The 14,614-nt window shown below is 71.2% G+C and carries 10 protein-coding genes; 2 read left to right on the top strand and 8 right to left on the bottom strand.

All coding sequences use genetic code 11. The annotated features are described in order from the left end of the window. Nucleotides 1-21 precede the first annotated feature (21 nt). Entirely contained in the window at nt 22-1,383 is a 1,362-nt protein-coding gene (locus AC07EQ_RS20515) for a TrkH family potassium uptake protein (RefSeq protein WP_478389511.1), read from the top strand. After that, nucleotides 1,376-2,041 (top strand): potassium channel family protein, encoded by a 666-nt coding sequence (locus AC07EQ_RS20510; protein ID WP_478389510.1) that lies wholly within the window; start codon nt 1,376-1,378, stop codon nt 2,039-2,041. Before AC07EQ_RS20515 ends, AC07EQ_RS20510 begins: the two co-directional genes overlap by 8 nt. 41 nt (nt 2,042-2,082) lie before the next feature. Here AC07EQ_RS20510 and AC07EQ_RS20505 read toward each other — a convergent pair whose 3' ends face one another. From AC07EQ_RS20505 to tkt, 8 genes are all read right to left on the bottom strand, one after another. Then, a complete protein-coding gene (locus AC07EQ_RS20505; RefSeq protein WP_478389509.1) occupies nt 2,083-3,297 on the bottom strand; it encodes a glycoside hydrolase family 10-like protein in 1,215 nt (404 codons plus the stop codon). A gap of 111 nt (nt 3,298-3,408) precedes the next feature. Continuing rightward, nucleotides 3,409-5,595 (bottom strand): NACHT domain-containing protein, encoded by a 2,187-nt coding sequence (locus tag AC07EQ_RS20500; RefSeq protein WP_478389508.1) that lies wholly within the window; start codon nt 5,593-5,595, stop codon nt 3,409-3,411. A gap of 408 nt (nt 5,596-6,003) precedes the next feature. Next, entirely contained in the window at nt 6,004-6,768 is a 765-nt protein-coding gene (gene pgl, locus AC07EQ_RS20495) for a 6-phosphogluconolactonase (RefSeq protein ID WP_478389507.1), read from the bottom strand. Then, nucleotides 6,765-7,733, bottom strand: coding sequence for a glucose-6-phosphate dehydrogenase assembly protein OpcA (gene opcA, locus AC07EQ_RS20490; protein WP_478389506.1), 969 nt, complete (start codon nt 7,731-7,733; stop codon nt 6,765-6,767). The genes pgl and opcA overlap by 4 nt, the downstream gene beginning before the upstream one ends. Next, on the bottom strand, nt 7,730-9,265 hold the full coding sequence (gene zwf, locus AC07EQ_RS20485; RefSeq protein WP_397527156.1) for a glucose-6-phosphate dehydrogenase: 1,536 nt from the start codon (nt 9,263-9,265) through the stop codon (nt 7,730-7,732). The genes opcA and zwf overlap by 4 nt, the downstream gene beginning before the upstream one ends. Beyond that, on the bottom strand, nt 9,262-10,896 hold the full coding sequence (locus AC07EQ_RS20480; protein WP_478389505.1) for a glucose-6-phosphate isomerase: 1,635 nt from the start codon (nt 10,894-10,896) through the stop codon (nt 9,262-9,264). The genes zwf and AC07EQ_RS20480 overlap by 4 nt, the downstream gene beginning before the upstream one ends. Before the next feature lie 164 nt (nt 10,897-11,060). Next, nucleotides 11,061-12,167 carry a transaldolase gene (tal, locus tag AC07EQ_RS20475; protein WP_478389504.1) on the bottom strand — a complete coding sequence of 369 codons (1,107 nt, stop codon included), beginning with the start codon at nt 12,165-12,167 and terminating at the stop codon, nt 11,061-11,063. A gap of 14 nt (nt 12,168-12,181) precedes the next feature. Further along, complete coding sequence (gene tkt, locus AC07EQ_RS20470) at nt 12,182-14,278, bottom strand: transketolase (protein ID WP_478389503.1); 2,097 nt, start codon at nt 14,276-14,278, stop codon at nt 12,182-12,184. Nucleotides 14,279-14,614 lie beyond the last annotated feature (336 nt).

Below are 14,614 nucleotides of genomic sequence, written 5' to 3'. Positions count from 1 at the left end.
AGCGCGACGTACGGTTCACACGTGCAGGCTGTCCTGATCACGTTCCGACGGTTGGTGCCGGTGCGCAAGCGCCCTGCCGTGCCGATCGTGCTCGGCTTCGCCGCGTTCATCGCCGTCGGCACGCTGCTGCTCTCGCTGCCCTTCTCGACGGAGTCCGGCCAGGCCACCGGTTTGCTGGCAGCGCTGTTCACCGCGACCTCGGCGGTGTGCGTGACCGGGCTCGTCGTCGTGGACACTCCGACGCACTGGTCCGCCGCCGGCGAGGTGACGATCCTCATGCTGATCCAGATCGGCGGGCTGGGGATCATGACCCTCGCGTCGTTGCTGAGCCTGCTGGTGTTCCGCCGGTTCGGCTTGCGCATGCGCCTGACGGCCCAGGCGGAGACCAAGGCGCTCGACCTCGGCGACGTTCGCCGGGTGGTGGGCCAGGTCCTCTTGTTCAGCCTGCTGTTCGAGCTGGTCGTCGCGGTGCTGCTGACGGTCCGGCTGATCACCGGCTACGGCATGGGGCTCGGGCGGGCGGTGTACGAGGGCGTGTTCCACGCGGTCTCGGCGTTCAACAACGCGGGATTCGCGCTGTACTCGGACAACTTGATCGGGTTCGCCACCGATCCCTGGTTCTGCCTGCCGATCTGCGCCGCGGTGGTGGCCGGCGGGCTCGGTTTCCCGGTGTGGCTGGAGCTGTTCCGCCAGTTCCGCAAGCAGCGCCGCTGGACGCTGCACACCAAGGTCACCCTGCTGGCCACAGCGGTGCTGGTGGTGGTCGGCACCGTGGCGGTCACCGTCGCGGAGTGGGCCAACCCGGGCACGCTGGGACCGCTGTCCTGGCAGGGCAAGCTGCTGGCCGGGTCCTTCACCGGGCTGATGCCGCGCACCGCGGGCTTCAACAGCCTGGATGTCGCCCAGATGTATCCGGGAACGCTGCTGGTGCAGGACATCCTGATGTTCATCGGCGGTGGCAGCGCCGGTACGGCGGGCGGCATCAAGGTCACCACCTTCGCGTTGCTGGCGTTCGTGATCCTCGCCGAGATCCGCGGCGAGCCGACCGTGCACGTGATGGGGCGCCGCCTGCCGGAGGGCGTGCAGCGGCAGGCGCTGACGATCGTGCTGATCGGGGTCGCGGTGATCATGCTGACCGTGCTCGCGCTGCTGGCGATTTCGCCGTTCGGGCTGGACGCGGTCCTGTTCGAGGCGGTGTCGGCGTTCGCCACGGTCGGCCTCTCCACCGGCATCACCGCCCAGCTGCCGGCGTTCGGGCAGATACTGCTGGTAGCCCTGATGTTCATCGGGCGGTTGGGGCCGATCACGCTCGCCTCCGCACTGGCCTTGCGCGAACGGGCCCGACGCTACGAACTACCGGAGGAGCGACCCATCGTTGGCTAAGAACAACGCGGAGAACCAGATCGTCGTGATCGGCCTGGGCCGGTTCGGCAGTTCACTGGCGAGCGAACTGGTGCGGCGCGGCTCGGAGGTGCTGGCGATCGACTCGCGGCCGGCCGTGGTGCAGCGGCACGCCGACGAGCTGACCCACACCGCGGTCGCCGACACGACCGACCCGGAGACCCTCCGGCAGCTCGGCGTGCACCAGTTCAACCGGGCGGTGGTGGCCATCGGCACCGACCTGGAGGCCAGCATCCTGACCACCTCGCTGCTGGCCGACTTCGGGATCCAGAACATCTGGGCCAAGGCCACCAGCCGTCAGCACGGCCGGATCCTGGAACGCGTGGGCGCGCACCACGTCGTGCTGCCGGAGCACGACATGGGGGAGCGGGTCGCGCACCTGGTGATCGGCCGGATGCTCGACTACATCGAGCTCGACGAGCACTACGCGCTCGCCAAGACCTACGCGCCCACCGAAGGGGTGGGCCGCACCCTGGCCGATGCACAGCTGCGCGCGAAGTACGGCATCACCGTCGTCGGCATCAAACGCCTGGGTTCGGAATTCACCTACGCCACCGCCGACACCGTGATCCGCGCCGAAGATGTGCTGGTGGTAGCGGGAAGGTCGGAGAAGGTGGAGCGGTTCGCCGAACTCACCTGATCGAGGCCACCGCACCGGCCGTCGTCGCAGCGGGCGGCGGCTCAGTGATCGGCGTAGTGCTCCTCGACGACGCGGGCCATGGCTTCGGCGGCGTTGGTGGTCAGCGACTTCGCGCTGAAGTAGATGTCGCCCTTCACGCCCTTGTACTTGCCGTTGAGCGCCAGGTGGGCGGAGAGCTCGCCGGGGTCGGTCCAGCCCTCCTTGCCGACCCGGTAGGCGGCCTGGCCGATGTAGAGGTCCACGCCGGTGCCCGAGACCGTCTTGGACCACCACGGGATCAGGGCGGCGTAGTCGGCGGCCGGGTGGCCGATCTGCCAGTAGACCTGCGGGGCGATGTAGTCGACCCAGCCCTCCCGCACCCACTTGCGGGTGTCGGCGTAGATCGCCGAGTACGACTCCAGGCCCTTGGTGTCCGAGCCGGCCGGGTCGCTGGACGCGTTGCGCCAGATGCCGAACGGGCTGATGCCGAACTTCGCCACCGGCTTGGCCCGGTGCACCCGGGCGTCGAGGTCCGCCACCAGCTGGTCGACGTTGTGCCGGCGCCAGTCCTCGATGTCGTCGAAGTCCTTGCCGTGCTCGGCGAAGGTCTTCTCGTCCGGGATCTTCTGGCCCTCGACGGGGTACGGGTAGAAGTAATCGTCGAGATGGACGCCGTCGACGTCGTAGTTCTCGACGGCGTGCATGATCGCGCGGGTCACGAACTCGCGGGCCGCCGGCACGCCCGGGTCGTAGTAGAGCTTGCCGCCGTAGGCGAAGGTCCACTCCGGGTGCTTGCGGGCCGGGTGCTCCGGGACGAGCGCCTGCGGGTCGTCGGTCATGCTGATCCGGTACGGGTTGAACCAGGCGTGGAACTGCAGGCCGCGCTGGTGCGCCTCGTCGACCATGAACCGCAGCGGGTCGTAGCCGGGATCGCGGCCCTGCTGCCCGGTCAACCAGTGCGACCACGGCTCGTGCGGCGACGGCCAGAACGCGTCGGCGGTCGGCCGCACCTGGACGAACACGGCGTTCAGCTTGTTCGCGACGGCCTGGTCGAGCAGCTTCCGGTACTCGTCCTGCTGCTGCGCGGCGGAAAGCCCCGGTTTGCTCGGCCAGTCGATGTTCTCCACCCCGGCGATCCACATCCCGCGCATCGCGGTGGTCGGCTCCTTCGCCGCCGCCCCGGTCGTCCCGAAGAGCCCGAGCAGGATCGCCACCAACCCCAGCGCCAGCCCCATCACGTCCGCCCGGATCCGACGCAACCCCTGCGTGCGGGTCATCCCAGCTCACCTCGCCGCTGATCGACAACTGCGCGCCACAGCGTACGACCAACGAGGCGGAAATGGCGAGGAACACCCGTATCGCCCGATCCGGGCCGATCCCGGCTCGGGTCACGCCGCCTGGCGGGAGCGGTTCCCGGCCAGTTCCCGGGCCCGTTGCTCGGCTCGGGCTCCGAGTCTGGCCGGATCGCATTCGGCGAGGTGGTCGCGCACCAGCAGGTGCACGAACCGCCACTCGCCGTCCGACCGGCTCAGCAGGCTCCGGTCCGCGGCGTGCGAGAGGAAGTCGCGTCGCCTGGGCGGCAGGTAGCCGGTGAAGCGGAACACCAGCAGGCCGAGCAGCGACGCTCCTGGACCGTCGTCCCAGGCGAGGAGCCCGCAGCCGCCGATCACCAACCCGACGGCGAACCCGAGGAACCGGGTGTCGGGCAGCGAGCCCGCGGCGATGCCCGGCAGCGCCGCGACGAGCGCTCCCGCGGTCACGCAGAGCACGTTCTGCTTGGTGAAGCCCCAGTTCTTCGGCGCGTCCCGGGTCTGCGGGGAGAGGCAGAACTGGACCGTGCCCAAGGTCGTCGCTCCGATGAAGGCGCTGCCCGCCAGGCCGATCACCCAGCCGCCCACCAGTTCTTCGGTCGGGCCGATCCACAATGCCAGCCCCAGCGACGCGAGGCCGGACGCGAGCGCGACGAACCACGCGGTGACGGCTTCCGCCACGAAATTGACGGAGGCGGTGAGTCCGGCGCTGACGGCGGCGCCTGCGGCGACGATGGCGGCGCAAACCGGTGCGGGGACCTCGGCGAGGATCCAGTGCACCGCCAGCACGAGGCCGATCGTGCCCGCCCCGGCGGTCAGGCCGACGACCGCCGCGGAGCGGACGGCCCTGGCCCGGTGCGGCGACGACCGCGCGCCGGTCGGAGGGAGCGCATCGCGGCTGGTCATGGCCGTCGCCACCGCTGCGGCGCACGCGGTGACCACGCCCGCGAACAGGCCGAACCGCACCATTGCGGCGAGCACGATCGGCGCGGTGAAGGCCCCCAGCGCCACCGGTATGAAAACGCCCGTGGTCGCCACGGTGACGTCGAGCGGGACGCACTTGTACCAGTCGAGGTTGGACAGGAACCGGATCCGCAACGCCGCGTTCCCGCGGTAGGAGTCCCGGGCCAGCATCGCCAGGAACCACAACGCGCGGACGGTCTCCCGTGGCGTGTAGCGGGACGGCGGCGTGACCCGGCGCGCCAGCACCTCGCAGACGTAAGCGTCGAACAGCTCCCGGCGGGCGGTGGTCGTGCCCTCGGCCCGCAGTTGCTCGCCGTCGGCTCCCCGCACTGCCAGCGCCATGATGTTGAGCATCAGCGGGGAGTCCAGCAGTTCCCACAGCTCCGGGTCGCTGGTCAGCATCGACCGGACGCCGCTGAGTCCCCGCCCGGTGCCTTCGAAGTACTCCGCCAGCCGGTCGCGGGTCAGCGGCTGGATGTGCACCGCGCCGTGCAGGCTGAGCCGTTCGGGCAGCCGGTCGTACTCGCCCAGGCGGCTGCACACCGCGATCTGCGGCACGAACGCCTTCTGCGGCAAGGAGTTCAGCTCGCGGACGCACTCCTCGCGGTGTTCCGGGGCCACCTCGTCGAGACCGTCGAGCAACAACGCCAGCTTTCCCGCGGCAAGCCAGGCTTCGGTGACCGCGTGCGGAATGGTGTACCTGCGCCGCAGCTCGTCGCGCAGCCACTGGACGAAATCGTTCGGCCCGCGCTTCTTGTCGTCGGTGCCGGGCCATCCCGAGAGATCGACCAGCACGGGGATCGGCTGCTCCGGGTCCCGCCGGGCGCGGCCGACCAGCGCGTGAGCCAGCTCCAGCAGCAGCGTGGTCTTGCCCGCGCCGGGGTCGCCGAGGACGAGCATGGACTGGTGGAGCTCGTCGAAGACCTCGGAGATCGGCGCGTTCGACGCGATGGCCTTCTCGGCGCCGCCGACGGGTTGCACCGTCAGCGACTGCGGGCGGATGACCGCGTCCGGCCGTTCGTCGAGGTCCAGTTCGATCCGCGCTTTGGCGGCGAGCGACTGCGAGAACCGCTGATCGACGTAGCGCTCGACGCGGTCCAGCGCGTTCGGCCGGTTGCGCGGGTGATCGACGGGGTGGCTGGTGATGGCCGACTGCTGGCGCGCCAGCATCTCCCACAACCCGACGACCACGGAAACGGCCCACAGCACACCGATGACCGGCCAGGCCCAGCCGGTGTACGGCGCGAGGAACGCCGGTGCACTGCCCCCGGTGCCGATGTTGATGGCGGTCGGCAACAGCACGGCGCTGACGGAAATCCCCAGCACGAATGCGCAGACGCGAAGAAGTCGACCTCGTGCACGGCGCATAACGCGGAAGATTACCCAGCGCCCGCAGCGGATTGTTCCCGCTCACGCGGATTGGAACGATCTCGGAGCCGGTGCGCTCAGGGCAGGCGGCTCAGCCGGCCGCCGGTGAAGTGGGCGAATGCCCGGTCGATCCGTTCGAGGGGCTGCCGGAGCGGGCGGACTCCGAACCACAGGCCGCGGACGCGGAGCGGGTTCGACTCGGACCCCGGCTTGGCGGCCGGCCTCCCGAAAGGCCTTTGGCGCCCAGTGACGACATCGACGGCAGGTCGCCGAAACCTCGTGGTGGCAACGAAAAGGCCACCCCGAGCCGCCAGTGCTCGGGGTGGCCTTCGCCTCGGGGGATCAGCCCCCGGTCGGGACGGCCGATGCCGCGGTCGGGTCCAGCAGCCACAGGGTCCGGTCCCGGCCGCGGGCTCCCGCCGCCGGGATGTCCACCGGCTTCGCCCCGCCCAGCGCCGCCGCCACCGGCTCGGCCTTCGCCTCGCCGGTGGTCATCAGCCAGACCTCCGAAGCCGCCTGGATCGCCGGGAGCGTCAGGGAGATCCGGGTCGGCGGCGGCTTCGGGCAGTCGTGCACGCCCACCACCGTCCGCTCGGCCTCCCGCACGTACGGCGTGTCCGGGAACAGCGACGCCGTGTGCCCCTCCTCGCCGACGCCCAGCAGCAGGACGTCGAAGTGCGGCACCGCGATGTCGGTCGCCCGCGATGCCGTGGTCGCGAGCACCTCCGCGTAGTGCGCCGCCGCCGCATCGGCGTCCGGGCCGAACTTGCCGTCCGATGGCGCCATCGCGTGCACCCGCTCCGGGGTGACCGGGACGTGGTCGAGCAGGGCGTGGCGGGCCTGGGTCTCGTTGCGGTCCGGGTCGCCGTCCGGCAGGAACCGCTCGTCGCCCCAGTACACGTCCACGTTCGCCCAGTCCACCGCGTCCCGGGCGGGGGAGCGGTTGACCTGTTCGAGCACGCCGATGCCCGTCCGGCCACCGGTGAGCACCACGGACGCCACGCCGTGCGCGGCCTGCGCGTCGACGATCCTGGTGATCAGCCGGGCCGCCGCCGCGGCGGCCAGCAGCTCGCCGGTGGCGTGCACGACCACTTCCGGTCGGCTCATGAACCGGCCTCTGCCGACTCGGCGGCCTCCGCCGCCGGTTCGTCCTCGCCGCGCACGATCTTGTCCAGGCCCTGCAGGGTGGCCTCGTAGATCTCGTCCGGGTCGAGGCGGCGCAGTTCCTCGGTGAGGCAGTCGCGCACCTCGCGGCGGTGCAGCGACACCCGCCGCTCCGGCTGGCCCGGCTGGGTCAGCGTCCCGACCTTGCCGTCCGGGCGGACGATCTCCACGTTGCCCGACGGGCGCTCCAGCACCGCCGAGACGATGCCCGGTCCGCGCGGGTGATCCACCCGGCGCACCGGGATGCCCAGGTAGCTCGCCAGCCACGCGGCCAGCAGGTCGGTCGACGGCGAGTCCGCCGCGCCGGTGACCGTGGCGGCCGTGACCGCCTCGTGCGGCGGCAGGTCCAGCGCCGCCGCCAGCACCGCGCGCCACGAGGTCAGCCGGGTCCAGGCCAGATCCGTGTCACCGTCGGCATAGGACTTGACGCGCTTCTGCAGCGAGACGATCGGGTCGCCGTCGGCCGCCGCGTCGGTGATCCGCCGGTGCGACAGCGCGCCGATCGGGTCCTTCGCGGGGCTTTCCGGCGCGTCCGAGGGCCACCAGGCGACCACCGGGGCGTCCGGCAGCAGCAACGGCACCACCGAGCCCGCGCCCTCGTCGGCCAGCGGCCCGTACAGCCGCAGCACGATGACCTCCGACGCCCCCGCGTCGCCGCCGACGCGGATCTGGGCGTCCAGCCGCGGCGCGGCCTGCCGCGCCCCGCTGGCCACCACGATCACCCGGCACGGGTGCTCCCGGCTGGCGTCGTTGGCGGCCTGGATGGCCTTCTCCACCTCGGTGCCGTCGCCGGTGACGATCACCAGCGTCAGCACCCGGCCCAGCGCGACCGCACCACCGGACTCGCGCAGTTCGACCAGCTTCTTGTTGACCTGCGAAGTGGTGGTGGACGGCAGATCGATGATCACGGTCGCCTCCAGACGCGTCCGGTTCGGGCCAGCATCGCGTCCGCCGACGGCGGACCCCACGTCCCGGCCTTGTACGGCTGGGGCTTGCCGCGGGCGGCCCAGTGCTCCAGCACCGGGTCGAGGATCTGCCAGGACAGTTCGACTTCCTCGTTCACCGGGAACAGCGACGGCTCGCCGAGCAGCACGTCCAGGATCAGCCGCTCGTAGGCCTCCGGCGAGGACTCGGTGAACGCGTGTCCGTAACCGAAGTCCATGGTCACGTCGCGCACCTCCATCGAGGTGCCCGGCACCTTCGCGCCGAAGCGCATCGTGATGCCCTCGTCCGGCTGCACCCGGATCACCAGGGCGTTCTGCCCGAGCTCCTCGGTCATGGTGCTGTCGAACGGCAGGTGCGGGGCGCGCTTGAAGACCACCGCGATCTCGGTGACCCGGCGGCCCAGCCGCTTGCCGGTGCGCAGGTAGAACGGCACCCCGGCCCACCGCCGGCTCTCCACCTCGAGGGTGATCGCCGCGTAGGTCTCGGTGATCGAGTCGGACGCGAAACCGCCCTCCTCGTGCAGGCCCGGCACCAGCGAACCGCCCTGCCAGCCGCCGGTGTACTGGCCGCGGGCGGTGGTCTCGTCGAACGGGCCGACCGGCTTGGTCGCCGACAGCACCTTGACCTTCTCCGCGCGCAGGTCCTGCGGCGAGAAGGAGACCGGCTCCTCCATCGCGGTGAACGCCAGCAGCTGCAGCAGGTGGTTCTGGATCACGTCGCGCGCCGCGCCGATGCCGTCGTAGTAGCCGGCGCGCCCGCCCAGGCCGATGTCCTCGGCCATGGTGATCTGCACGTGGTCCACGTAGTGCGCGTTCCAGATCGGCTCGAACAGCTGGTTCGCGAAGCGCAGCGCCAGGATGTTCTGCACCGTCTCCTTGCCGAGGTAGTGGTCGATGCGGAACACCGATTCCTCGGGGAACACCTCGTTGACGATGCCGTTGAGGTGCCGCGCGCTCTCCAGGTCGTGGCCGAACGGCTTCTCGATGACCACCCGCCGCCAGCTCTCGTCGGTCGGCTCGGTCAGCCCGGACCGCGACAGCTGCTTGAGCACCGTCGGGAACGCCGACGGCGGCACCGACAGGTAGAACGCGTGGTTGCCGCCGGTGCCCCGGTCGGCGTCGAGTTCCTTGACCGTGGCGGCGAGCCGGTCGAACGCGGCGTCGTCGTCGAACGAGCCGGGCACGAACCGGATGCCCTCCGCCAGCCGGTCCCAGACGTTCTGGTGGAACGGGGTCCGCGCGTGCTCCTTGACCGCGTCGTAGACGACCTGGCCGAAGTCCTGGTCGGCCCAGTCGCGGCGGGCGAAGCCGGTCAGCGCGAAGCCCGGCGGCAGCAGGCCGCGGTTGGCGAGGTCGTAGATCGCCGGCATCAGCTTCTTGCGGGAGAGGTCACCGGTCACGCCGAAGATCGTCAGCCCGCACGGGCCGGCGATCCTGGGCAGCCGCTTGTCCCGCGGGTCGCGCAGCGGGTTGTGCCACTGTTCGCTTTGAGTCACGCCCGGTCCTCCAAGGAGCGCAGGTCCTGCACGGCCTTGACCAGCTCGACGAGCCCGGCCGCCCGGTCGGTGAGGTGCAGGCGCAGCACCGGCCGGCCCCGGTCGGCGAGCACCTGCCCGTCGCCGAGCGCCTGGGCGCGCTGCAGCCCGGCCAGGGTGTACGGCCGGTCCGGCACCTCCAGGTCCTCCTCGGCGGCACCGGTGATCTGCAGGAACACGCCGTTCTGGTGGCCGCCCTTGTGGTACTGCCCGGTGGAGTGCAGGAACCGCGGGCCCCAGCCGAAGGTCGTCTGCAGCCCGGTGCGGCGCGCCAGCTCCGGCCGCAGCACCGCGGTCGAGGCGTCGTCGAGTCGGTCCAGGTACGCCTGCACCGAAAGGTAGCCGCGCTCCGGCGCGATGGCCAGGAACGCCCGCAGCGCCTCGGCCACGGTGCCGGTGCCTGCGGTCAGCCAGTCGCCGGAGGCGTGCACCTCGACCGAGCCGTCGACCAGCGCCGGGGTCGCGGCCGGGCCACCGGCCGGGCCGTCCAGCAGCGCCCGCGCGGCCTTCTTCGCGGCCTCCACGTCCGGCTGGTCGAACGGGTCGATGCCCAGCAGCCGGCCGGCCACCGCGGTCGCGAACTCCCACAGCAGGAACATGCCGCCCAGCGGGCCGGTGGTGCTGATCCGCGCGCCGTCGACGGCCGGCCCGACGGCCACGGTCGTCGCGTCCGGACCGGCATCGGCGAAGCCGGGGGCCTCGGTGTTCTCCACGACCACCGGCAGCAGGCCGGTGCCGTTCTTGCCGGTGGACTCGGCGATCAGCTGCTCGACCCAGTCGCCGAAGCCCTTGATGCCCGAGCCGGTGTCGGCGAACACGACCTTCTCGGCGCCCTTGGCGTGCGCGGCGCTCAGCGCCGCGGCCAGCCGCAACGCCGGGTTGCCGGCGTCATCGGCGCTCAGCCGCCCGAACGCGGCGGCCGCGTCGTCCAGCAGCGTGGCGACGTCGGCACCGGCCAGTCCGGCGGGCACCAGGCCGAAGGCGGTCAGCGCCGAGTAGCGGCCGCCCACGTGCGGGTCGGCGGTGAAGACCTTGCGGTAGCCCGCCTCGCGCGCCGCCGACTCCATCGGCGAACCGGGGTCGGTGACCACGATGATGCGGGTCACAGGATCGATTCCGTTTTGCGTGAAAGCCCGCTCGAAGATCCGGCGGTGGCTGTCGGTCTCGACGGTCGTGCCCGACTTCGAGGAGACCACCAGCACGGTCCGGTCGAGATCGCCGGACAGCGCGTCGGCGACCTGCCCGGGGTCGGTGGTGTCCAGCACGACCAGCGGCACGCCGGCGGTCGCGGTGATCACCTCCGGAGCCAGCGACGAGCCACCCATCCCGGCCAGCACGATGCGGTCCAAGCCCTCGGCGTGCAGTTCGGCGCGCAGCGCGTCGATCTCGGCGAGCAGCGGACGCGAGCTCTCGTGCAGCGTCGTCCAGGACAGCCGGATGGATGCCTCGCTCTCCGCGTCCGGGCCCCACAGCGTGGCGTCCTGGGCGGCGAGCTTGCCGGCAACCGCATCGGCGGCCAACTGCTCGACCAGCGGTCGGGCCTCGGCCGCTAGCGCCACATCGCGAATGTCGACGGAGGTTTCGGTTGCCATGTAGTTCCTTCAGCGCTCGATTTAGTTGGACCCGAACCCCAGTTCGACCTGCGTTTCCGGAGTTCGATCTTGGAAGCCAACTTCGTGCGACCACAGTGTCGCCGATCCGGGCCGGTGCGGCAGATGCGCACCGGCCCGGAATTCCCGGAGACTTCGGCTGTTCGTTACTTGGACTGGGCCAGCTGCTGGCCGACGGTCTCCAGCAGTTCGGTCCAGGACTTCTCGAACTTCTCGACGCCCTCGCTCTCCAGCACCGCGAAGACGTCGTCGAGGTCGATGCCGATCTTCGCGAGGTCGTCGAAGACCTGCTGCGAGGCGGCGGCCGTGCCGGTGACCAGGTCGCCGCGCACGTCGGCGTGGTCGGCGGTGGCCTTCAGGGTCGCCTCCGGCATGGTGTTCACCGTGTTCGGCGCGACCAGCTCGTCCACGTAGCGCGTGTCGGAGTAGGACGGGTCCTTCACACCGGTGGACGCCCACAGCGGACGCTGCGCCTTGGCGCCGTCGGCCTCCAGCGCCTTCCAGCGCTCGGAGGAGAAGACCTCCAGGTAGGCCGCGTAGGCCAGCCGGGCGTTGGCGATCGCGGCCTTGCCGCGCAGCTCCTCGCCACCCTCGATCTTCGCCAGCCGCTTGTCGATCTCGGTGTCCACCCGGGACACGAAGAACGACGCGACCGAGGCGATCTCGCCGACGTCGTGGCCGTTGGCCTTGGCCTGCTCCAGGCCGGCCACGAACGCGTCCATCACGTCGCGGTAGCGCTGCACCGAGAAGATCAGCGTGACGTTGACGCTGATGCCCTCGGCGAGCACGCGGGTGATCGCGGGCAGACCCGCCAGGGTGGCCGGGATCTTGACCATCAGGTTCGGCCGGTCCACGGCCTTCCACAGGTCGATGGCCTCGGCCACGGTGCGGTCGGTGTCGTGCGCCAGCCGCGGGTCGACCTCCAGGGAGACCCGGCCGTCGACGCGGCCGGTCGACTCGTAGACGTTGCGGAAGATGTCCGCCGCGTCCCGGACGTCGGCGGTGGTCAGCTCGCGCACCGTGTCGTCGACGCTCGCGCCGCGGGCCGCCAGCTCGCGCACCTTCTCGTTGTAGTCGGCGGCGTTGGACAGCGCGTTGGCGAAGATCGTCGGGTTGCTCGTGACGCCGACGACCGCCTGGTCGGTGATGAGCCCGGCCAGGTTGCCCGAGGAGATCCGCTGGCGCGACAGGTCGTCCAGCCAGATCGAGACCCCGGCCTCGCTGAGCGCCTTGAGGTTCGGGTTGGTGGTCACAGGAATTCCTCCGCTCACGCCTGCTCGGCGTTGCTCAGGCTGCGCCGGGCCGCCGCGACAACGGCGTCGACGGTGATGCCGAACTCGTTGTAAAGGGTCTTGTAGTCGGCCGAGGCGCCGAAGTGCTCGAGGGACACCGACTCGCCGGCGTCGCCGACGAACCGGTACCACGGCAGCGCGATGCCGGCCTCGACGGAGACGCGGGCCTTGACCGCCTTCGGCAGCACCGACTCGCGGTAGGCCTCGTCCTGGGCGTCGAACCACTCGACGCACGGCACGGACACCACACGAGTGGCAACGCCGTCGGCCTCCAGGATCTTCCTGGCCTCGACGGCCAGCTGGACCTCGGAGCCGGTGGCGATCAGGATCGCCTCGGGCTTGCCGTTGCCGGCCTCGGCCAGCACGTAGGCGCCCTTGGCGACGCCGTCGGCGTCCACGCCCTCCAGCGTCGGCACGCCCTGGCGGGTCAGCGCCAGCCCGGCCGGGCCGCTCGGGTCCTCCAGGATCGCCTTCCACGAGGCCGCGGTCTCGTTGGCGTCCGCCGGGCGGACCAGCGAGAAGCCGGGGATCGCGCGCAGCGAGGCGACGTGCTCGATCGGCTGGTGCGTCGGGCCGTCCTCGCCGAGGCCGATCGAGTCGTGCGTCCACACGAAGATGACCGGGGTCTTCATCAGCGCGGCCAGCCGGACCGCCGGGCGCATGTAGTCGCTGAACACCAGGAAGGTGCCGCCGTAGGGGCGGGTTCCGCCGTGCAGCGCGATGCCGTTGAGGATCGCGCCCATGGCGTGCTCGCGGATGCCGAAGTGCAGCGTCCGGCCGTACGGGTTGGCGTTCCAGGTGCTGGTGGAGATCGACTCCGGGCCGAACGAGGCGGCGCCCTTCATCGTGGTGTTGTTGCTCTCCGCCAGGTCGGCCGAGCCGCCCCACAGCTCCGGCAGCACGTCGGCCAGCGCGTTGAGGACCTCACCGGAGGCCTTGCGGGTGGCGACGCCCTTGCCGTCGGCCTCCCAGGTCGGCAGCTTCTCCTGCCAGCCGGCGGGCAGCTCGCGGGTGCTCAGCCGGTCCAGCAGCGCCTTGCGCTCCGGGTTGGCCGAGGCCCACTTGTCGAACGCGACCTGCCACTCGGCGCGGGCGGCCTCGCCGCGGGCCACGACCTCGCGGGCGTGGGTCAGCACCTCGGCGTCGACCTGGAACGACTGCTCCGGGTCGAAGCCCAGCGCCTGCTTGACCCCGGCGACCTCGTCGGCACCCAGCGCGGCGCCGTGCGCCTTGCCGGTGTTCATCTTGGTCGGGGCCGGGTAGCCGATCACCGTGCGCAGCACGATCAGCGTCGGGCGGGAGGTCTCGGCCTTGGCCGACTCGATGGCCTCCAGCAGGCCCTTGACGTCCTCGCCGCCGTGCACCACCAGGACCTGCCAGCCGTAGGACTCGTACCGCTTGGCGGTGTCCTCGGACAGCGCGATGCGGGTGTCGTCCTCGATGGAGATCTCGTTGGCGTCGTAGATCACCGTGAGGTTGCCCAGCTGCTGGGTACCGGCCAGCGACGACGCCTCGGAGGTGATGCCTTCCTCGATGTCGCCGTCGGAGGCGATCACGTAGACGTGGTGGTCGAACGGGCTCTCACCCGCGGCGGCCTCCGGGTCGTACAGGCCGCGCTCGCGGCGGGCGGCCATCGCCATGCCGACCGCGGTGGCCAGGCCCTGGCCCAGCGGACCGGTGGTGGTCTCGACGCCGTCGGTGTGCCCGTACTCGGGGTGGCCCGGGGTCTTCGAACCCCACTTGCGCAGCGCCTTCAGGTCGTCCAGCTCCAGGCCGTAGCCGGCCAGGAACAGCTGCACGTACAGCGTCAGGCTCGAGTGTCCGGCCGACAGCACGAACCGGTCGCGGCCGATCCAGTTCGGGTCGGTGGGGTCGTGGCGCATGACGCGCTGGAACAGCGCGTAGGCGGCGGGCGCCAGGCTCATCGCGGTGCCCGGGTGGCCGCTGCCGCAGTTCTCCACCGCGTCGGCGGCCAGCACGCGGGCGGTGTCCACCGCGCGCTGGTCCAGCTCGGTCCAGTCTTCGGGCAGGTGCTTGGTGGTCAAGCGGGCAAGGTCGTCGGTGACGGACACGGACGCAGCTCCAAGTTTCCTTCGGCGGTTTTCGTATGTAACGGCGAATGCGGTGCTGGACCGATTCGAACCGCGGTTATCCCTCGTCCGACGGGCAGCCTAGTCGTGTCCGATCAGCCACGTGCCGACCCGTCTGGATTGATGTCAGCCGCTCGCGGGGAGCGGCGGCGGTCGGCGCCCGGCACTGCGCCTGGGAGACCACGGTTGCGCCATCCGGGTGATGTCGGAGACTCGGCTGCCGCCTGCCCGTGCCCTGCGGTTTTGCGCTGAGGGGCGACCCGTTCCCGATCGCGGCGGGAACACGGCCAGGATACCGGGGAAGGGGCGTGACCAGGG

The sequence above is a fragment of the Saccharopolyspora sp. NPDC045839 genome (assembly GCF_056431645.1).
The sequence above is the reverse complement of the archived record's forward strand: the minus strand, read 5'-3'. Positions and strand labels throughout refer to the sequence as shown.

Bases quoted from the DNA above. Each gene is read 5' to 3' on its own strand.
- pgl (WP_478389507.1), bottom strand. From the start codon at position 6,768: ATGAGCCGACCGGAAGTGGTCGTGCACGCCACCGGCGAGCTGCTGGCC.
- AC07EQ_RS20480 (WP_478389505.1), bottom strand. From the start codon at position 10,896: ATGGCAACCGAAACCTCCGTCGACATTCGCGATGTGGCGCTAGCGGCC.
- AC07EQ_RS20505 (WP_478389509.1), bottom strand. From the start codon at position 3,297: ATGACCCGCACGCAGGGGTTGCGTCGGATCCGGGCGGACGTGATGGGG.